This is a genomic window from Kitasatospora purpeofusca, from assembly GCF_034043715.1.
Taxonomy (GTDB): domain Bacteria; phylum Actinomycetota; class Actinomycetes; order Streptomycetales; family Streptomycetaceae; genus Kitasatospora; species Kitasatospora purpeofusca_A.
In genome coordinates this window covers 15332-32383 of sequence record NZ_JAXCLC010000060.1, presented here as the reverse complement: position 1 = coordinate 32383, position 17052 = coordinate 15332, and the positions used below count along the sequence as shown (strand labels likewise).

Below are 17052 nucleotides of genomic sequence, written 5' to 3'. Positions count from 1 at the left end.
CCGCGGACACCCGCGCCGCGGGTTGACGCGCGCCCGCGCGCCCCGGTGGGCGCCGCCCGCCGCGCCCCGGGGCCGGTCCGGCGGGTGCCCGGGCGGCCGGAGGGGCCGGCCGGGCGGGCGGACGGCTTCCCCCGCGCGCACGGTAGTCTCGACAGGTGCCGAAACTGTCCGACGTCATCACCGCCCTCGAAGAGCTGTACCCGCCGCAGTGGGCGGAGTCCTGGGACGCCGTCGGCCTGGTCTGCGGAGACCCTCGGGCCGGGGTCCGCCGCGTGCTGTTCGCCGTCGACCCCGTGCAGGCGGTCGTCGACGAGGCCGTCGAGTGGGGGGCGGACCTGGTGGTCACCCACCACCCGCTGTACCTGCGCGGCACCACCACCGTGGCCGCCACCACCTCCAAGGGCCGGGTCGTGCACACCCTGATCCGCGCCGGGATCGCCCTGCACGTGGCCCACACCAACGCCGACCACGCCGACCCGGGCGTCTCGGACGCGCTCGCCGCGGCGGTCGGTGTGACCGTGACCGGCCCGCTGGTCCCGGACCCGACCGACCCGCTGGGCCGGCGCGGCACCGGGCGGGTCGGCCTGCTGGAGCCCCCGCTGCCGCTGGCCGCCTTCGCCGCGCGGGTCGCCGCCGGCCTGCCGGCCACCGCCGCCGGCGTCCGGGTCTCCGGTGACCCGAACCGGCTGATCAGCCGGGTCGCGGTGTGCGGCGGCTCGGGCGACAGTCTGTTCGCCGAGGTGCGCACGGCGGGCGTCGACGCCTACCTGACCGCCGACCTGCGCCACCACCCGGCCTCCGAGGCCACCGAGGCGGCGCCGATCGCCCTGGTCGACGCCGCACACTGGGCCACCGAGTGGCCCTGGCTGCCGCTGGCCGAGCGGGCGCTGCTCGGTACCGCCGAGAAGCGCGGGTGGACCGTGGAGACCAGGGTCTCCCGCACGGTCACCGACCCGTGGACCGCGCACGCCCCCATGTCCTTCCCCGCCTGACCCGATTCACAGGAGCTCTCCGCTTGAACGCCGCGCCCGCCGACCAGATCCGCCTGCTCGACCTCCAGGCTTTCGACTCCAAGCTCGACCAGCTGGCCCACCGGCGGCGCAGCCTGCCGGAGCACGCCGAGATCGACAGGGTCAACGCCGACCACGCCGCACTGAAGGACCTGGTGATCGCCGCCCAGGCCCAGCTCGGCGACACCACCCGTGAGCTGACCAAGGCCGAGCAGGACGTGGAGCAGGTCCGCTCCCGGGCGGCCCGCAACCAGCAGCGCCTGGACTCCGGCGCGATCACCTCGCCGAGGGACCTGGAGAACCTCCAGCACGAGATCGGCTCGCTGGCCAAGCGCCAGGGCGACCTCGAGGACGTCGTGCTGGAGATCATGGAGCGGCTGGAGTCCGCCCAGACCCGGGTCACCGAGCTGACCGCGCGCCTGGAGCACTCCACCGTCGTGCTGACCGAGGCCGAGGGCCGCCGGGACGCCGCGTACGCCGCGATCGACGCCGAGGTGGAGAAGGTCGGCCGCGAGCGCGAGGCCGTCGCCGCCGTCGTCCCGGCCGACCTCATGAAGGTCTACACCAAGCTGCGCGAGACGCAGGGCGGCGTCGGCGCGGCCCGCCTGTTCCAGCGCCGCTGCGAGGGCTGCCGCACCGAGTTCTCGATCACCGAGCTGAACTCCATCAAGGCCGAGCCGGCCGACAAGGTGGTCCGCTGCGAGAACTGCTCGCGGATCCTGGTCCGCACCGCCGATTCGGGCGTCTGACCCGGTGGCCGTGCGCAGGTTCGTCGTCGAGGCGGACGGCGGTTCCCGGGGCAACCCGGGGCCGGCCGGCTACGGCGCGGTGGTCCGGGACGGCGACACCGGACAGATCATCGCCGAGGCTGCGGAGTTCATCGGCCACGCCACCAACAACGTCGCCGAGTACAAGGGCCTGATCGCCGGCCTGAGGGCGGCCCGGGCGATCGACCCGGACGCCGCGGTGGACGTCCGGATGGACTCCAAGCTGGTCGTCGAGCAGATGTCCGGCCGGTGGAAGATCAAGCACCCGGACATGCAGCCGCTCGCGGCCGAGGCGCGCGAGGTCTTCCCGCGCGGGCGGGTGGCGTACACCTGGATCCCGCGCGAGCGGAACAAGGACGCCGACCGGCTGGCCAACGAGGCGATGGACGCGGGCAAGGCGGGCCGCCAGTGGGAGCCGAGGGCCCCGAAGGCGGTCACCGTCGTCGAGGAACCGCCGCTGGAAAGCGCCGCCCCCAAGGCCGGCTGGGCGGCACCCGCCGACCTCGGCACCCCGACCACCTTCGTCCTGCTCCGGCACGGCGAGACCCACCTCACCCCGGAGAAGCGTTTCTCCGGCAGCGGCGGCACCGACCCCGAGCTGTCGGAGAAGGGCCGCTGGCAGGCCGAGCGGGCCGCCGAGGCGCTCGCCGCGCGCGGTTCGGTCCAGGCCGTGGTGGCCTCGCCGATGCTGCGCACCCGGCAGACCGCGGAGACCGTGGCCGCCCGGCTGGGCCTGGAGGTCCGGTACGAGGAGGGGCTGCGCGAGGTCGACTTCGGGGCCTGGGAGGGGCTGACCTTCGGCGAGGTCCAGGAGCGGCACCCGGAGGACCTCGCCGCCTGGCTCGGCTCCGCCAGGGCCAGGCCGACCGGCGGGGGCGAGAGCTTCACCACCCTCACCCACCGGGTCGGGGTGGCCCGGGACAAGGTCCTCGCCCGCTATCCGGGGAAGACCGTGCTGGTGGTCTCGCACGTCAGCCCGATCAAGACGCTGGTCCGGCTGGCGCTCGGCGCCCCGCCCGACTCGCTGTACCGGATGGAGCTGTCCGCCGCCTCGATCTGCGCCGTCCAGTACTACGCGGACGGCAACGCCTCGCTGCGGCTGCTCAACGACACCGGGCACCTGCGCTGACGGACGCCGGGGGCGGACGGATCCCGTCCGTCCGGCCCCGGCGCGCCTCCGGCCCCAGGCGCTCGGTGCCGCTCGGGACTCAGCGCACCTCGGGCGCTCAGTGCACCTCGGTGACCACCACGTCCAGCTGCCACGGCTTGCGCGCGGTGCCCTCGGCGGCGACCTCCACCCGGTGGCCGAGCCCCAGCAGCGCGTCCAGCAGCTCGCCGGGCGTCTTGGGCTCGGCGCCCGCGACCAGCAGGTCACGGACCAGGCGGCCCTTGGTGGCCTTGTTGAAGTGGCTCACCACCGTGCGCCGGCCGTCGCGCTCCTGGAGCACCCGCACGGTCGCCGTCCGGGCGACGAGTTCGCCGGCGGGCCGCCAGGCGGCCGCGTACGCGGAGGAGCGCAGGTCCAGCACCAGCCCGTCGGCGACCTCCGGCAGCACGGGCGCCAGCGCGCCCCGCCAGTACGCACCGAGCGCCCCCAGGCCGGGGAGTTTCACGCCCATCGAGCAGCGGTAGGGCGGGATCCGGTCGTCGATCCGCACGGCGCCCCAGAGCCCGGAGAACACCAGCAGCGTCCGCACGGCCCGGTCGTACGTAGCCTCGTCGAGCGTGGCCAGACCGAGGTTGTCGAAGAGCACCCCGGTGTACACCTCCCCGGCCGGGAACGCCCCCGCCGTCGGCAGGCCCGCGTTGCGCGCCACCTCGCCGCGCAGCCCGGGGCTCAGCCCCAGCACCTCGGCGGCGGCGTCCCCGTCGCCCCGGCAGAGTCCGACCAGCGTCTCCAGCACCCGGGCCCGGGCCGCCGTCAGCCCGGACAGCGACAGTCCGTCGAGCGCCACCGGCACGCCGTCCCCGGACGCGGCCTTCCCCTCCGAGGGCGGCAACAGGACCAGCACGGCGGACTCCTCAACAGTTTGTGGCGACGGACCCGGCCACCCTACGCAACCGGCCCCGGCTCCCGGTAACCCGTGTCAGGGCCCGAGCCGCCGCGACTCGGGCTTGTCTCTTGGATTTTGTCGGATCGGGCCGCGGCGTTGGGGTGCGTGCATCGCAAGGCGGAGGAGGGAGCCACTGCGGAGCATTGGCGACCGACGACAACGCGGCGAGGTGCGTGCCCCAACGCCGCGGCCCCGGCAAGGATCCAAGAGACAAGCCCTAAGCCGCCGCGACCACCGCCGCCCCGGTGCCGAGCGCCAGGCAGAGCGGCGAGTAGTACCGGGCGTCCAGGCGCCGGAACCGCTCCGAGCGCAGGGCCCGCTCGCCGCCGAACACCATCAACCCGCCCGCGCCGCGGGTCAGCAGCACCGCCGACACCGTCCACACCCCCGCCCGGCGCAGCCGCGCCGGTCCGACCGCCGGTACCGCCCCGGCCTCCGCGGCCACCAGGTACGAGGCGGCACCGAGCAGCCCCGCCACCGCCGCGCACGCCGCCGCCGGGGGTACCCCCTCGCCGGTGCCGAGCACGGCGTCCGCGAACTCCTCCGGAGTCCGCAACGGCCACGGCGTCACCGTCCACAGCGCGTGCAGCACCCCCGTCCCCGCCAGCACCCCGGCCACCGCCGTCCCCACGGTCCGTACCGCTCGCATCGCCCGTTCCCCCTTCGCCGTCGATCATCAGCGCCTCCCACGCTACGGCTCCTTACGCCGACGGCCCGCACGCGTGCCCGCCCTGCCCGCCTGCGACCCGCCGCTCGGCCGCGCCCCGCCCGGACGTCGGCGCGCCGCCCGCCGCCGACCTCCGGCCGGAACCACCCGCCCGGCCCTACGCTGCCCCCATGCCCCGCCGAAAACTGCGCGTCAAGGCCGCCGACTCCGCCCGGATCAATGCCGAACTGGCCGAGCTGCGGGCCACGCTGGAGATCCGCACCGAATGGCCCGAGGCGGCGCTGGCGGAGGCCGAGCGGGCCGCCGGGGCACCCCGGCTGCCCGACTACGACGCCACCGAGCTGCCGCTGTTCACCGTCGACCCGCCCGGCTCCCGCGACCTCGACCAGGCGATGCACCTCGCCCACCGCCCCGGCGGCGGCTACCGGGTGCACTACGCCATCGCCGACGTCGCCGCCTTCGTCCGCCCCGGCGGGGCGATCGACGAGGAGGCCCGCCGCCGGGTGCAGACCCTGTACTTCCCCGACCGGCCGGTGGCGCTGCACCCGACCCGGCTCTCCGAGGACGCGGCCAGCCTGCTGCCCGGCGAACCCCGCCCCGCGCTGCTCTGGCAGCTCGACCTGGACGAGGACGGCGCCGTCGTCCTCGCCGACCTGCGGCGCGCCGTGGTCCGCTCGCACCGCCGGCTCGACTACGAGGCCGTCCAGCGCGCCGTGGACGCCGGCGGCGCCGACGAACAGCTCGTCCTGCTCGCCACCGTCGGCCGGCTGCGCGAGGAACAGGAGCGCGAGCGCGGCGGGGTCAGCCTGCCGGTGCCCGAGCAGGAGGTCGAGGAGACCCCGCGCGGCTACGTCCTCGGCTACCGGGCACCCACCCCCGCCGACGGCTGGAACGCCCAGATCTCGCTGCTCACCGGCATGGCCGCGGCCGAGCTGATGCTGGACGCCGGGGTCGGCCTGCTCCGCACCCTGCCCGCCGCCCCGCCCGCCGCGTACGAGCGGCTGCGCCGCACCGCCCGCGCGCTGGACATCGACTGGCCCGACGGCCTGCCGTACCCGGACCTGGTCCGTTCGCTGGACCCGGACCGCCCGCTGCACGCCGCCTTCCTGAACGAGTGCACCGGCCTGCTGCGGGGCGCCGGCTACCGGGCCTTCGACACGGCCCGGGGCCGGTCCGCCCCGGCGGACCCCGGGCACGCCGCGCTGGCCGCGCCGTACGCGCACTGCACCGCGCCGCTGCGCCGGCTGGGGGACCGGTTCGCCCAGGAGGTCTGCGCGGCGGTCGCGGCGGGGGAGGAGCCGCCGGACTGGGCGCGCGAGGCGCTGGTGGACGTGGCCGCGCTGATGACGGCGGGGGACCGCCGGGCGGGCGAGGTCGAACGGGCCTGCCTGGACCTGGTGGAGGCGGAGGTGCTGTCCGGCCGGGTGGGCGAGGACTTCCCGGCGGTGGTCATCGACGTGGACGGGAAGCGGCCGGGCCGGGGCACCGTCCAGCTCCGCGAGCCGGCCGTCCGGGCCCGCTGCGACCGGGCGGGGACGGGGCCCGGCGACGGGGCCGACGGGGAGTCACCCGGAACCGGCCTGCCGCTCGGCGGCCGGATCGCCGCCCGGCTCACCGTGGCGGACCCCGCCACCCGGACGGTCCGCTTCGCCGCTGTCTGAGCCGGGCCCTGGTGGGAGGATCGACCCGTGCCCGATGCGACCTTTCCGAGTCCGCCGCCCGTCGCCGACCCCGGCCGGCGCCGCCGACAGCTCGTCCTGGCGATCTGCTGCATGAGCCTGTTCATCGTCGGGCTCGACAACACCGTGGTGAACATCGCCCTCCCGGAGATCCAGAAGGACCTGGACGCCCCCGCCTCCGGTCTGCAGTGGATCATCGACGCCTACACCCTGGTGCTGGCCTCGCTGCTGATGCTGTTCGGCTCGCTCGCCGACCGCTACGGCCGCCGCCGGGTGTTCCAGACCGGGCTGGTGGTCTTCGTGCTCGGCTCGCTGCTCTGCAGCCTGGCGCCGAGCCTGGGGTGGCTGGTGCTGTTCCGTGCCGTGCAGGCGGTGGGCGGCTCGATGCTCAACCCGGTGGCGATGTCGATCATCGCCAACACCTTCACCGAGCCCCGGGAGCGGGCGCGGGCGATCGGCGTCTGGGGCGGGGTGGTCGGCATCTCGATGGCGCTCGGGCCGCTGCTCGGCGGCTTCCTGGTGCATGCCGCCGGCTGGCCGGCGATCTTCCTGATCAATGTCCCGATCGGACTGCTGGCCTGCCTGCTGACCGCCCGCTACGTCCCCGAGTCGCGCGCGCCGCGGGCCCGCCGGCTCGACCCGGTGGGGCAGCTGCTGATGGTGGTGCTGCTCGGCTGCGGCACCGCCGCGATCATCGAGGGCCCGGAGCACGGCTGGACCTCCCCGCTGATCCTCGGCCTGGGCGTGGCGGCGCTCGCCGCGCTGGTGGCGTTCCCGCTCTGGGAGCGGCGGGTCGCCGAGCCGCTGGTCGACCCGAGGTTCTTCCGCAGCGCGCCGTTCACCGGGGCCACCCTGACCGCCGTCTGCGCCTTCGCCTCGCTCGGCGGATTCCTGTTCCTCAACACCATCTACTTGCAGGACGTCCGCCGGTACAGCCCGATGGAGGCCGGCCTGTGGACGCTGCCGATGGCCGTGATGATGCTGGTCTGCGCGCCGCTGTCGGGCCGGATCGTCGGCGCCAGGGGCCCCCGGCTGCCGCTGGTGCTGGCCGGTCTCGGCCTGGTGGGCAGCGGTCTGCTGCTGACCCGGCTGGCGGCGGACTCCCCGCCGGTGCTGCTGCTGGCCGCGTACGGGCTGTTCGGCTTCGGCTTCGGCTTCGTGAACGCGCCGATCACCAACTCCGCCGTGTCCGGTATGCCGCGGGCCCAGGCCGGGGTGGCGGCGGCCGTCGCCTCGACCAGCCGGCAGGTCGGCCAGTCGCTCGGCGTCGCGGTGATCGGCACCGTGGTCGCCTCGGCCGTGGTCGGCCCGGTGCTCACCGGCTTCGCCCCGGCGAGCCACGCCGGCTGGTGGATCGTGGTGGGGCTCGGGGCGACGATCCTGCTGCTCGGCCTCGTCACCACCTCCGCCTGGGGCACCGCCACCGCGGCCCGGGTGGCCGCCCGCCTCGGCGCGGAGCCGCCGCCGGTCCGCCCCGCAGTTCGGGAGGCCCCGCCCGAGCGGCTACCATGACCCCTACGGCGGAAGAGCCGGCCGGGCGGTCGCGACGGGTCCCAGGACCCGCCGAGGAACGTCCGGGCTCCACAGAGCAGGGTGGTGGGTAACGCCCACCCGGGGTGACCCGCGGGACAGTGCCACAGAAAACAGACCGCCCGCCGCTTCGGCGACGGGTAAGGGTGAAACGGTGGTGTAAGAGACCACCAGCGACCGGGGTGACCCGGCCGGCTAGGTAAACCCCACCTGGAGCAAGGTCAAGATCGGCGCCCCAGGGCGCTGTGCGCGGATGCCTGAGGGCTGCTCGCCCGAGTCCGCGGGTAGACCGCACGAGGCTGTCGGCAACGGCAGTCCTAGATGGATGACCGCCTCCCCGGCCCGCGCGAGCGGCCCGGGAGACAGAACCCGGCGTACAGGCCGCCTCTTCCGCCCCTGACGTCCGCGAGGGCCCCCCGACCACGGTCGGGGGGCCCTCGGCGTTCCCGGTGCGGGTGGGCGGTCAGCCCGGGTGGGTGCCGACGGCGTCGCGGATCTGGTCCCCGAGGCCGCCGTTGACGCGGGCGCAGTGGGCGCAGCAGAAGAACATCCCGGCGACCTCGACGCCGTGGCCGACGATCCGGACGCTGCACTGCTCGCAGCGCGGGGCGAGTTTCTCCATGGCGCACTCGAAGCTGTCGAAGGTGTAGACGTCGCCGGTGACGGTCTTGATCTCGAAGGCGAGCCAGTAGTCGTTGCCGCAGGTGACGCAGATGGCCATGGCGGCGCACTTCCTTCCGGGCGGGTGGGGCGGACGGCGGGGCCGGGCGGGTTCGCCCGGCCCTTCCCAGTGTCCGAGCGCCCTCGGCGGGCGGCCACCCGGTGGAGCCACCCGGTCACGCGGAGCGGGCGGAGAGCTCCCCGAGGGCGTGGAGGGCGCGTTCGGCGTCGTCGGCGGCGACGAAGAGGTGGTCGTGGTGGTAGCCGGCCACCACGTTGCAGCTCAGCCCCTCCTCGGCGAGCCGGGTCGCGACGGCGGCGGTGAGTCCGACGGCCTCCAGGGAGGAGTGGATCCGCAGGGTGATCCAGGCGGCCACGTACTCGTAGCGCAGGCCCAGCGCGTCCGCCTCCTCCTGGGGCACCACCACCGTCACCCCCTCGGGTTCGGCGACCGTGGCGACCGGCCGCAGTCCGGCGGGCACCTTGGCGGGGAGTGTGCAGTAGACGTACCGCCCCGGGTTGAGCTCGGGGCGCAGGTCGCGCAGCAGCGTTGCGAGGTCTCGTTCTCCGGCCATGCACGCACCGTAGCGGCCGAGGGGGCGGCAGGGTCGGAAGGTGTATCGGAAGGCGTTGACGACCGACAGTCAGCGATATATCGTCGAGTTATCGAGACAGTAACTCGACTGTCCCGAACGATCGTCTGACGATCGTCGCGACGGGGCCGCGTCGGAGCGGCCCGAACGGGAGGTGGGTGCCATGCGCCCAGGACGATTCCGTGGAGAAGGCGGTCCCGGCGGTTGCCGCCCGGGGCCGGAGTTCGCCGGGATGCCCGGTGAGCGGTACGAGGGCCGGGGGGCGTTCGGCCCGTTCGGGCCGCCCTTCGGTGGCGGCGGGCCGGGCGGACGCCCGGGTCCGCCGTGGGCCAGGGGCGGCTTCGGCGGGCCGCCGCCGTGGGTGCGCGGACGGCGCGGCGGGCGCGCCCGGCGCGGGGACGTGCGCGCCTCGCTGCTGGCGCTGCTCAAGGAGCGGCCGATGCACGGCTACGAGATGATCGCCGAGATCGCCGAGCGCTCGGGCGGGGCCTGGCGGCCCAGTCCCGGTTCGGTCTACCCCACCCTCCAGCTGCTGGAGGAGGAGGGCCTGGTCACGGCGGAGGAGGTCGGCGGCAAGCGGCTGGTCCAGCTCACCGAGGCGGGCCGGACCGAGGCCGAGGCCGGACCGGACGAGCCGTGGGCCGAGGCCGGTCAGGAGGTCGACTGGGCCGCGGTCCAGGAGGTCGGCCAGGCGCTGGGCGCGGTGGAGCAGGCCGTCCGCCAGGTCATGGCGACGGGTACCGAGGCGCAGCGCGCCAAGGGCCTTGAGGTGCTCAACGAGGCCCGCAAGAAGCTGTACCTGATCCTGGCCGAGGACGCCTGACCGGTCCCGGTGCGGGCGGTGCGGCTGCTCAGGGGCGGACGGCGAACAGCGCCACGCACGCGAGCAGCAGCACCGCCCAGCCGAACCAGAGCCAGCCGTTGGAGCCGAGCACCGCGCTGTAGGCGCTGACCGCCACCAGCAGGCCGGCCGTGACGCCGGCCAGCTGCCGGTTGTGCAGCGCCACCGACCGGGAGCGGTTCCTCGGGTGCCGTTCGGTTCTCGCCATCGCCGTCCTCCCGCGAGGGGAGGCGGCCGTCACCCGGAAGCGCGGGCGGTGGCCGCCTCGTCGTACTCGTACTGCCAGAACCAGCGGGTGCCCCGCTGCTGCTTGGCCCGGACGTACACCAGTGTGCGCGCGGGAGTGTCCCCGTGCGAAGGGACCGGCACGGTGTACTTCTTGGGCACCCCGTACATCGGGCCCAGCGGGATGGGGAGGGTCCGGCCGTCCAGGGGGCCGCCGACGAATTCGGTGTCCGCGCTCTTCACCCCACCAGGGTCTCACCCCGGCGGGGATCCGCGGCGGGTCGGGGGACCGGGGCGGGACGGGGGCGGACCGGGCCGCCGCGGGCGTCCCGGCGGAGGCGGTGTGAGGGCCGGGTGCCGGGAGTGTGACCGGAGAGGCACCGCCCCCGGTCATCCGAAGGGCCCGCGCACCCTTATCCTTCCTGTTACGCCCTCGGGGTCCACCCGGGTCAGCGGGCCCGTACGGGCCGGGCGGGGCGCGTCTCATCGTGCCCGCCGGGCCGCCGAGCCGCAGCCGTCGTGCCGCCCTGACTCCGTACCGCCCTGACTCCGTACCGCGACCCCGGGCGTCGGCCGTCCGGCGACCCCGGCTCCGACCGGCGGGGCGCGGGACCGCAGTGCCGAGCACCACCCGGGGAAGCAGCGGGGGGCGCCGTGCGTTGCGTCGGAGTGGTACGTCGAACGCTGTGTCACACCAGGCACGGCAATGCGCGGAAGGGGCCCGATGGAATCCGGCGGCAGGTGGACGGCCTGGTGGCAGAAGCGGGATCGTGAGCGGGCCCGGTCGGCGGCACCCGACAGCCCCGCGGCCAGACTGGACCAACTGCTCGGCGCGGTCCGCGCCGGGTTCCCGCTCGCTCCCGCCGCGCATCCGGCCGGGTACCGCTGTTCCTGCGACCGGGTGGCCTGTCCGGCCCCGGCCCAGCACCCGGTCTCCTTCGCCTGGCAGACGCAGGCCACCACCGACCCGGAGCAGCTCGCCCGCTGGCTCTCCCGCGACCCGCTGGCCAACTTCGTCACCGCCACCGGCCGCGCCCACGACGTACTGGACGTACCGGCCGAGGCCGGCCGGCTCGCCCTGGAGCGGCTGACCGCGCTCGGCGTCGAGGGCCCGGTGGCCGCGGTCGGCGAGGACCGCTACCTGTTCTTCACCGCCACCAGGGGCACCCCGGTGAACGAGGACGAGTGGTGGCCGAGCGCCCTGGACTCCACACCCGACACCATGTCCGAGCACCCCGGCCTGCGCTGGCACTGCCGCGGCTCGTACACCCTGCTGCCGCCCGCCGCGCTGCCGGACGGCTCCGAGGTGCGCTGGCTGCGCGGACCGGAGCAGCCGCTGCCGGATCCGCTGCGCGTCCTGGACGTGCTGACCGACGCCTGCACCGAGGTGGGCGCGGTGGCCGAGGAGCAGTGGCTGATCGGCTGACCGGCCGACCAGTTGACCGACCGGCCGACCGCCGACGCGGGCCGGCCCGGTGGGCCGGCCCGGTCCCCCGGCCTACGGCAGGGTGAGGACCTCCGCGCCGTCCGCCGTGACCACCAGGGTGTGCTCGAACTGGGCGGTGCGCTTGCGGTCCTTGGTGACGACGGTCCAGCCGTCCGGCCAGATCTCGTAGTCGTAGGTGCCCAGGGTGAGCATCGGCTCGATGGTGAAGGTCATGCCCGGCTTGATGACCTCGGTGGCCCGCTCGCTGTCGTAGTGCGGGACGATCAGGCCGGAGTGGAACGACGTGTTGATGCCGTGTCCGGTGAAGTCCCGGACCACGCCGTAGTCGAAGCGCTTGGCGTAGGACTCGATGACCCGTCCGATCACATTGATCAGGCGGCCCGGCTTGACCGCCTTGATCGCCCGGTCCAGCGACTCCCTGGTCCGCTCGACCAGCAGCCGGGACTCCTCGTCCACGTCGCCGACCAGGTAGGTGGCGTTGAGGTCGCCGTGCACCCCGTGGATGTACGCGGTGGCGTCGATGTTGACGATGTCGCCGTCCTGGAGGACGGTCGAGTCGGGGATGCCGTGGCAGATGACCTCGTTGATCGAGGTGCAGACCGACTTGGGGAAGCCCCGGTAGCCGAGGTCGGACGGGTAGGCCCCGTGGTCGCACATGTACGCGTGCGCGACCGCGTCCAGCGCGTCCGTGGTGACACCGGGCGCGATCAGCTTCGCCGCCTCGGCCATCGCCCGGGCGGCGATGCCGCCGGCGATCCGCATCTTCTCGATCGTCTCGGCGCTCTGCACCTCGGGCCCGGTGTACGGCGTCGGCGCGGGCTTCCCGACGTACTCGGGGCGCGGGATGTGCGCCGGGACCTTGCGGACGGGGGACTGGATGCCGGGTACGAGTGCCATGGCGGCGAGTCTAATTGTCGGGCCCCGCGGTCCGGGGCGGCACCGGGTGTGCGGACGGCGCCGGGGCGGGGAATGATCAGGACGACGCGACGCCACGGCGGGGACACGACCGCCGATACGGAGGTGACCACGATGGCTCTGGGATTGCGCCGGAACAAGCCGACCGGCCGGCCCGGCGAATGGTTCTACTGCATCAAGCACGCCAAGGTCGAGGAGGGGCCGGAGTGCCCGGCCAAGGACCGCCTCGGCCCGTACGCCACCCAGCAGGAGGCGGCGCACGCGCTGGAGACCGCGGAACTGCGCAACCGTGAGTGGAAGAACGACCCGCAGTGGAACGACCGGCCGCAGGACGGCGCGGGGGAGTAGTCCCGGACCACTCCTAGCCGGCGGCGGCGGGGCTCTCCTCGGCCGAGGCCGGTCCCGCCGCCCGTTCCGCCACCGCCTTCTCCGCCACCGACCGGTCCGCCGCCGCGCGCTCGTGCTCGGCGCGGACGGCGGCCGCGTGCGGATCGGTGCGGTCGTCGTAGGACAGCAGCCGGGGCAGCGCGGTGGCCAGCGCGAGCACGCCCACCACACAGGCCACGCCGCCGACCCACACCGAGGCCCGGACGCCGACCAGCCCGGCCATGCCGCCCGCCCGGACCTGGCCCAGCTGCGGCCCGACCGAGTAGCTGAGCAGCTCGACACCGGCCATCCGGCCGCGCAGCGCGTCCGGGATCGACTGGTTCCACAGCGTGGAGCGGGCGATGCCGCTGATCTGGTCGGCGCCGCCGGCCAGCGCCAGGAAGAGCAGTACCAGCCAGACCGAGCCGGACAGGCCGGCCAGGGCGATCGCCGCGCCCCAGCCGAGCGCCGCGACCAGCAGCAGCCGGCCGTGCCGGTGGATCCGGGACGTCCAGCCGCCGGTCACCGAGACCAGCAGGGCGCCGACCGCCGAGGCGGCGTACATCGGGCCGAGTGCCCAGCCGGCGTCCAGCTCGGCGGCCAGGAACGGGAAGATCGCCACCGGGAAGGCGAACAGCATCGCGCACAGGTCGATCGCGTAGGTGCCGAGCAGGTCCTTGCGGCTCCACGCGTAGCGGACGCCGGTGAGTACCGCCCGCACCGAGGGCTTCTCGGCGCCGGTGGGCGGCGGGACCGCCCGGATCCGGGAGAGCAGCAGCAGCGAGGCGGCGAAGGTGACCACGTCCAGGGCGTACGCGGTCTGCACCCCGGCGAAGGTGACCACGATGCCGGCCATGGTCGGACCGGCCACCGAGGCGGCGTTGCGGTAGAGGGAGTTGAGGGCGAACGCGGCGGTCAGCTGGTCGTGCGGGACGATCCGGGGGGTGAGCGCGTCCAGTGCCGGGCGCTGCAGGCCGTCGGCGGCGGCGACCAGCGCGGCCACCAGGTAGATCGGCCACAGCACCGGCGTCGGCAACAGCGCGTTGACCAGCAGCAGGACGCTGAGCAGGCCGAGCCCCGCCTCGGCGAACAGCACCAGCCGGCGGCGGTCCAGGGCGTCGGCGAGGGCGCCGCCCCAGAGGCCGAAGACGATCAGCGGGACCAGCTCGAAGGCGCCGACCAGGCCGACCGCGACCGAGGAGTCGGTCAACTCCTTGATCTGCATCGGCACGGCGACGTAGGTGAGGAAGCTCCCGAAGCCGGTGACACAGCCGGACAGCCACAACAGGCGGAACTCCCTGGAGGAGCGCCAGGGGGTCAGGTCGGGAGTGACCGTGCGCAGCAGGGATTTCGCCCGACTGCTCGGGGACGGGGAGGCTTCGTTCACGAGCGACCATCCTCTGCGGGGACCGGGCCCGGCCGCAACGGGTTTTCCGGCCGCCGCCCCGCCTACCGCCCCGTCCGCCGTCCCGCCTGCCGCGCTACCCGCCGTGCCCGCGCGCGGCCTGGCCCGCCGTCACCAGCGGCTGATCGTGGGCCCCGCGGTGATCCGCTCGGCGAGCGCGACCAGCCGCCGCAGCGCCGAACGCTGCCCGGGCGGCTGCCCGGCGGCGGCGCTGACCAGGTGTTGGGCGAGGTCGAAGGGTTCGTCCTCGGCCGTGCCGACGGCGAGCCGACGGTGCGCCAGCCCGGCCAGGTCGCTCGGGTCGGCGGACCCGCCGGGGGTGCCTCGCGCCGCGCCTTCCAGCGCCAGCACCGTCGCCCCGTGCCGGCGGGCGTCGTGCACCCGCTCCAGCAGCGGCCCGCCGGCCGTGGTCGGGGCGACCACCAGGACGGTCGCCCCACGCCCGGCCCCGGTCAGCCGGCCGAGGCCGTGCGCCAGATGGGCCGGGGCGGCGGCCGGGACCCGGTGCCGCAGCAGGGTGGGCGCCAGCCGGGGGACGTCCGACCAGGCGGCCTCGTCCTCCAGATGGGCGGCCAGGTGCCAGGGCTCGTACCCGGTGGTGCCGACGAGCAGCAGCTCGCCCGCGGCACGCCGGGTGACCGCGTGCCGCAGCTCCCCGGCGAAGCCGCCGACGGCTTCCAGCCAACCGGTTCCGGCCAGACGGTCCCTCAGTGCCGAAACTCTCACCGCGTCCATGGCGCACAGGATGTCGCGACGGGCCGCTCGTTTGGCAGGATCGGCCCATGACTTCCCTCGATTCAGCGACAAACCCGGCCCACGAGCTGCCGGACGTCTCGCAGCTGGTGGTCGGCGTCCTCGGTGGCACCGGCGACCAGGGGCGGGGGCTGGCCCTGCGGCTGGCCAAGGCCGGCCAGCAGGTGATCATCGGCTCGCGCGACGCGGCCCGCGCGCAGACCTCGGCCGACGCGATCGGACTCGGGGTGCGCGGCGCCGACAACGCCACCACCGCCCGTGAGAGCGACATCGTCATCGTGGCGGTGCCCTGGGACGGGCACGCCGCCACCCTCACCGCCCTCCGCGAGGAGCTGGCCGGCAAGATCGTGGTGGACTGCGTCAACCCGCTCGGCTTCGACAAGCAGGGCGCCTTCGCGCTCGTCCCGGAGGAGGGCAGCGCCGCCCAGCAGGCCGCCGCCCTGCTGCCGGACTCCCGGGTGACCGCGGCCTTCCACCACCTGTCGGCGGTGCTGCTCCAGGACGAGTCGATCGAGCGGATCGACACCGATGTGATGGTGCTCGGCGAGGAGCGGGCCGCCACCGACATCGTGCAGGCACTGGCCGGCCGGATCCCCGGTATGCGGGGCGTCTTCGCGGGCCGGCTGCGCAACGCGCACCAGGTGGAGTCGCTGGTGGCGAACCTCATCTCGGTCAACCGCCGCTACAAGGCGCACGCGGGTCTGCGGATCACGGACGTCTGATCGCGGACGTCTGCTCACGGACGTCCGGCCACGGACGTCCGGTCACCGGCGCTCGGCCACGAGCGCCCGACCAGCACGACCGTCCGCCGATCGCACGGTCCGGTCGTCCGACGGTCGGACCGGATCGCCGACCTCACCCCTGGACCCGGTCCGGGGGTGAGGTCGGCGACAATGGGGGCCGACCTCACCCCCGGCCGCAGGAGTACCCCGCCATGCCCCGCACGTCCGTCCTCGCCTCGCTCGTCGTCGTTCTCGCGCTGGCCGCCGCCGTGGTCTCGCTGGTGCAGGGCTGGTGGCTCGGCCTCGTCTGGCTGCCGATGGCCGGCATCGCCAGCAATGTGCTCTGGATGAACGTGCGCCGGGAGAGGCTGGCCCGCGCGGCGGCCGAGCGGGCCTGAGGGCCGCCCGGCGTGATCCGGGAGGCACGGCCCCGGTCCGGTCAGTCCTTCCAGAACATGAACAGCTCGTGGCCCACCTGCGGGTAGGCGCGGTCGACGCCCACCAGGTCCATCGCCCCGTACACGACCTCGAAGAACCAGTGGTTGATCTCCGGCTGCCAGAGCAGCGCGAAGACGGCCAGCATGCCGTACGGCGCGAACGGCTCGATCGCCCGCCGGGTCCTGGCCGACAGCCAGGGCTCGACGATCCCGTAGCCGTCCAGTCCGGGCACCGGCAGCAGGTTGAGCAGGGTCGCGCTCAGCTGGAGCATGCCGAGGAAGCCCAGGGCGAGCGCCAGCGGCGAGACGTTCAGCTCGTAGCCGTTCCAGACCGCGTGCACCGCGGGGTCGTCCAGCCAGCCCGCGCCGACCGGGGCCAGCAGCAGCACCGCGGCGAGCAGGTTCACCAGCGGCCCGGCGGCCGAGATCAGGCTGTGCTTGAGCCGGCCCTTCACCCGGTGCCGCTCGATCCACACCGCGCCGCCGGGCAGGCCGATGCCGCCGAGCAGCACGAAGACGATCGGCAGCACGAAGCTGAGCAGGGCGTTGGCGTACTTGAACGGGTTGAGGGTCAGGTACCCCTTGGCGCCGACGCTGATGTCGCCGCCGTGCAGCGCGGTGCGCGCGTGCGCGTACTCGTGCAGGCAGAGCGAGACCATCCAGCCGGCCACCACGAACAGGAAGATCCCGAACCGGGCGTTGCCGTAGCCCTGGAACACCGCCACGGCGGAGGTGGCGAAGATCGCGAGCAGGGCCCAGAACACCGGGCTGATCCGGCGGTCCTCGCTGCGTGAGCGCTGCGTGGCGGCGAAGGTCATGGTGTGGGTGCTCCGGTGGTCGGGGACGAGGGCTGGGCAGAGGCCGATCATGCCGGGCGGGCCCGTGCCGGACAAGCCGTCCAGGGTGAACGTACGGAGCCCGGCACCGGGTTCCTGGCGCGATCTCCCGGTCTCAGGGTGCGGTCAGGGTCGAGGGCTGGAC

General features: G+C 74.8%; 20 protein-coding genes and 1 other RNA gene. 11 read left to right on the top strand and 10 right to left on the bottom strand.

Annotated features, from left to right (window positions below; genetic code table 11):
• The first annotated feature begins 155 nt into the window (after nt 1–155).
• From SM793_RS26865 to SM793_RS26855, 3 genes are read left to right on the top strand one after another with little or no spacing between them, the layout of a single operon-like run.
• Nucleotides 156–992: a Nif3-like dinuclear metal center hexameric protein gene (locus SM793_RS26865; RefSeq protein ID WP_320440859.1), complete on the top strand. Its 837-nt coding sequence runs from the start codon at nt 156–158 to the stop codon at nt 990–992.
• 23 nt (nt 993–1015) lie between these two features.
• Nucleotides 1016–1759, top strand: coding sequence for a zinc ribbon domain-containing protein (locus tag SM793_RS26860; RefSeq protein ID WP_320440858.1), 744 nt, complete (start codon nt 1016–1018; stop codon nt 1757–1759).
• 10 nt (nt 1760–1769) lie between these two features.
• Nucleotides 1770–2906, top strand: a complete 1137-nt coding sequence (locus SM793_RS26855) for a bifunctional RNase H/acid phosphatase (RefSeq protein WP_413816041.1) — start codon at nt 1770–1772, stop codon at nt 2904–2906.
• A 97-nt stretch (nt 2907–3003) separates the two neighbouring features.
• On the opposite strand, the gene yaaA is transcribed toward SM793_RS26855, so the two are convergent.
• Nucleotides 3004–3789 (bottom strand): peroxide stress protein YaaA, encoded by a 786-nt coding sequence (gene yaaA, locus SM793_RS26850; RefSeq protein WP_320440856.1) that lies wholly within the window; start codon nt 3787–3789, stop codon nt 3004–3006.
• A gap of 259 nt (nt 3790–4048) precedes the next feature.
• Nucleotides 4049–4480, bottom strand: coding sequence for a DUF3995 domain-containing protein (locus SM793_RS26845; protein ID WP_320440855.1), 432 nt, complete (start codon nt 4478–4480; stop codon nt 4049–4051).
• A gap of 188 nt (nt 4481–4668) precedes the next feature.
• Between SM793_RS26845 and SM793_RS26840 the strand changes: the two genes are divergently transcribed.
• The 3 genes from SM793_RS26840 to rnpB all read left to right on the top strand — a co-directional run bounded on the left by SM793_RS26840 (nt 4669) and on the right by rnpB (nt 8100).
• A complete protein-coding gene (locus SM793_RS26840) occupies nt 4669–6159 on the top strand; it encodes an RNB domain-containing ribonuclease (protein ID WP_320440854.1) in 1491 nt (496 codons plus the stop codon).
• Between the two features lie 111 nt (nt 6160–6270).
• A complete protein-coding gene (locus SM793_RS26835; RefSeq protein WP_320440877.1) occupies nt 6271–7689 on the top strand; it encodes an MFS transporter in 1419 nt (472 codons plus the stop codon).
• Between the two features lie 13 nt (nt 7690–7702).
• Nucleotides 7703–8100, top strand: an RNA gene (rnpB, locus tag SM793_RS26830) — RNase P RNA component class A.
• A 70-nt stretch (nt 8101–8170) separates the two neighbouring features.
• On the opposite strand, the gene SM793_RS26825 is transcribed toward rnpB, so the two are convergent.
• On the bottom strand, nt 8171–8428 hold the full coding sequence (locus tag SM793_RS26825; protein ID WP_320440853.1) for a Prokaryotic metallothionein: 258 nt from the start codon (nt 8426–8428) through the stop codon (nt 8171–8173).
• Nucleotides 8429–8543: 115 nt separating this feature from the next.
• The gene (locus SM793_RS26820) at nt 8544–8942 is read right to left on the bottom strand and encodes an ACT domain-containing protein (protein WP_320440852.1); all 399 of its coding nucleotides are present in this window, start codon (nt 8940–8942) and stop codon (nt 8544–8546) included.
• 181 nt (nt 8943–9123) lie between these two features.
• Between SM793_RS26820 and SM793_RS26815 the strand changes: the two genes are divergently transcribed.
• Entirely contained in the window at nt 9124–9783 is a 660-nt protein-coding gene (locus tag SM793_RS26815; RefSeq protein WP_413816039.1) for a PadR family transcriptional regulator, read from the top strand.
• A gap of 28 nt (nt 9784–9811) precedes the next feature.
• Here SM793_RS26815 and SM793_RS26810 read toward each other — a convergent pair whose 3' ends face one another.
• Nucleotides 9812–10009, bottom strand: coding sequence for a hypothetical protein (locus SM793_RS26810; protein WP_320440850.1), 198 nt, complete (start codon nt 10007–10009; stop codon nt 9812–9814).
• Between the two features lie 29 nt (nt 10010–10038).
• Nucleotides 10039–10269 carry a hypothetical protein gene (locus tag SM793_RS26805; RefSeq protein WP_320440849.1) on the bottom strand — a complete coding sequence of 77 codons (231 nt, stop codon included), beginning with the start codon at nt 10267–10269 and terminating at the stop codon, nt 10039–10041.
• Between the two features lie 481 nt (nt 10270–10750).
• On the opposite strand from SM793_RS26805, the gene SM793_RS26800 reads away from it, so the two are divergent.
• The gene (locus SM793_RS26800) at nt 10751–11452 is read left to right on the top strand and encodes a bifunctional DNA primase/polymerase (RefSeq protein WP_320440848.1); all 702 of its coding nucleotides are present in this window, start codon (nt 10751–10753) and stop codon (nt 11450–11452) included.
• A gap of 72 nt (nt 11453–11524) precedes the next feature.
• On the opposite strand, the gene map is transcribed toward SM793_RS26800, so the two are convergent.
• Entirely contained in the window at nt 11525–12370 is an 846-nt protein-coding gene (map, locus tag SM793_RS26795; protein WP_320440847.1) for a type I methionyl aminopeptidase, read from the bottom strand.
• Between the two features lie 132 nt (nt 12371–12502).
• Between map and SM793_RS26790 the strand changes: the two genes are divergently transcribed.
• Entirely contained in the window at nt 12503–12736 is a 234-nt protein-coding gene (locus SM793_RS26790; protein WP_320440846.1) for a hypothetical protein, read from the top strand.
• 13 nt (nt 12737–12749) lie between these two features.
• On the opposite strand, the gene SM793_RS26785 is transcribed toward SM793_RS26790, so the two are convergent.
• Nucleotides 12750–14141, bottom strand: a complete 1392-nt coding sequence (locus tag SM793_RS26785) for an MFS transporter (protein WP_320440845.1) — start codon at nt 14139–14141, stop codon at nt 12750–12752.
• 129 nt (nt 14142–14270) lie between these two features.
• Nucleotides 14271–14894: a hypothetical protein gene (locus SM793_RS26780; protein ID WP_320440844.1), complete on the bottom strand. Its 624-nt coding sequence runs from the start codon at nt 14892–14894 to the stop codon at nt 14271–14273.
• 47 nt (nt 14895–14941) lie between these two features.
• Between SM793_RS26780 and npdG the strand changes: the two genes are divergently transcribed.
• Nucleotides 14942–15634 carry an NADPH-dependent F420 reductase gene (gene npdG / locus SM793_RS26775; protein ID WP_320440843.1) on the top strand — a complete coding sequence of 231 codons (693 nt, stop codon included), beginning with the start codon at nt 14942–14944 and terminating at the stop codon, nt 15632–15634.
• 212 nt (nt 15635–15846) lie between these two features.
• Complete coding sequence (locus SM793_RS26770) at nt 15847–16032, top strand: hypothetical protein (RefSeq protein ID WP_320440842.1); 186 nt, start codon at nt 15847–15849, stop codon at nt 16030–16032.
• Between the two features lie 41 nt (nt 16033–16073).
• Here the strand turns inward: SM793_RS26770 and SM793_RS26765 are convergent, their stop codons facing one another.
• Nucleotides 16074–16889 (bottom strand): site-2 protease family protein, encoded by an 816-nt coding sequence (locus SM793_RS26765; protein ID WP_320440876.1) that lies wholly within the window; start codon nt 16887–16889, stop codon nt 16074–16076.
• Between the last annotated feature and the right edge of the window lie 163 nt (nt 16890–17052).

Coding starts and splice junctions, on each gene's coding strand:
- npdG (WP_320440843.1), top strand. CDS start 14,942: ATGACTTCCCTCGATTCAGCGACAAACCCGGCCCACGAGCTGCCGGAC.
- SM793_RS26790 (WP_320440846.1), top strand. CDS start 12,503: ATGGCTCTGGGATTGCGCCGGAACAAGCCGACCGGCCGGCCCGGCGAA.
- SM793_RS26780 (WP_320440844.1), bottom strand. CDS start 14,894: ATGGACGCGGTGAGAGTTTCGGCACTGAGGGACCGTCTGGCCGGAACC.
- SM793_RS26815 (WP_413816039.1), top strand. CDS start 9,124: ATGCGCCCAGGACGATTCCGTGGAGAAGGCGGTCCCGGCGGTTGCCGC.
- SM793_RS26770 (WP_320440842.1), top strand. CDS start 15,847: ATGCCCCGCACGTCCGTCCTCGCCTCGCTCGTCGTCGTTCTCGCGCTG.
- SM793_RS26840 (WP_320440854.1), top strand. CDS start 4,669: ATGCCCCGCCGAAAACTGCGCGTCAAGGCCGCCGACTCCGCCCGGATC.
- SM793_RS26800 (WP_320440848.1), top strand. CDS start 10,751: ATGGAATCCGGCGGCAGGTGGACGGCCTGGTGGCAGAAGCGGGATCGT.
- SM793_RS26765 (WP_320440876.1), bottom strand. CDS start 16,889: ATGACCTTCGCCGCCACGCAGCGCTCACGCAGCGAGGACCGCCGGATC.
- map (WP_320440847.1), bottom strand. CDS start 12,370: ATGGCACTCGTACCCGGCATCCAGTCCCCCGTCCGCAAGGTCCCGGCG.
- SM793_RS26820 (WP_320440852.1), bottom strand. CDS start 8,942: ATGGCCGGAGAACGAGACCTCGCAACGCTGCTGCGCGACCTGCGCCCC.
- SM793_RS26845 (WP_320440855.1), bottom strand. CDS start 4,480: ATGCGAGCGGTACGGACCGTGGGGACGGCGGTGGCCGGGGTGCTGGCG.
- SM793_RS26825 (WP_320440853.1), bottom strand. CDS start 8,428: ATGGCCATCTGCGTCACCTGCGGCAACGACTACTGGCTCGCCTTCGAG.
- SM793_RS26835 (WP_320440877.1), top strand. CDS start 6,271: ATGAGCCTGTTCATCGTCGGGCTCGACAACACCGTGGTGAACATCGCC.
- SM793_RS26810 (WP_320440850.1), bottom strand. CDS start 10,009: ATGGCGAGAACCGAACGGCACCCGAGGAACCGCTCCCGGTCGGTGGCG.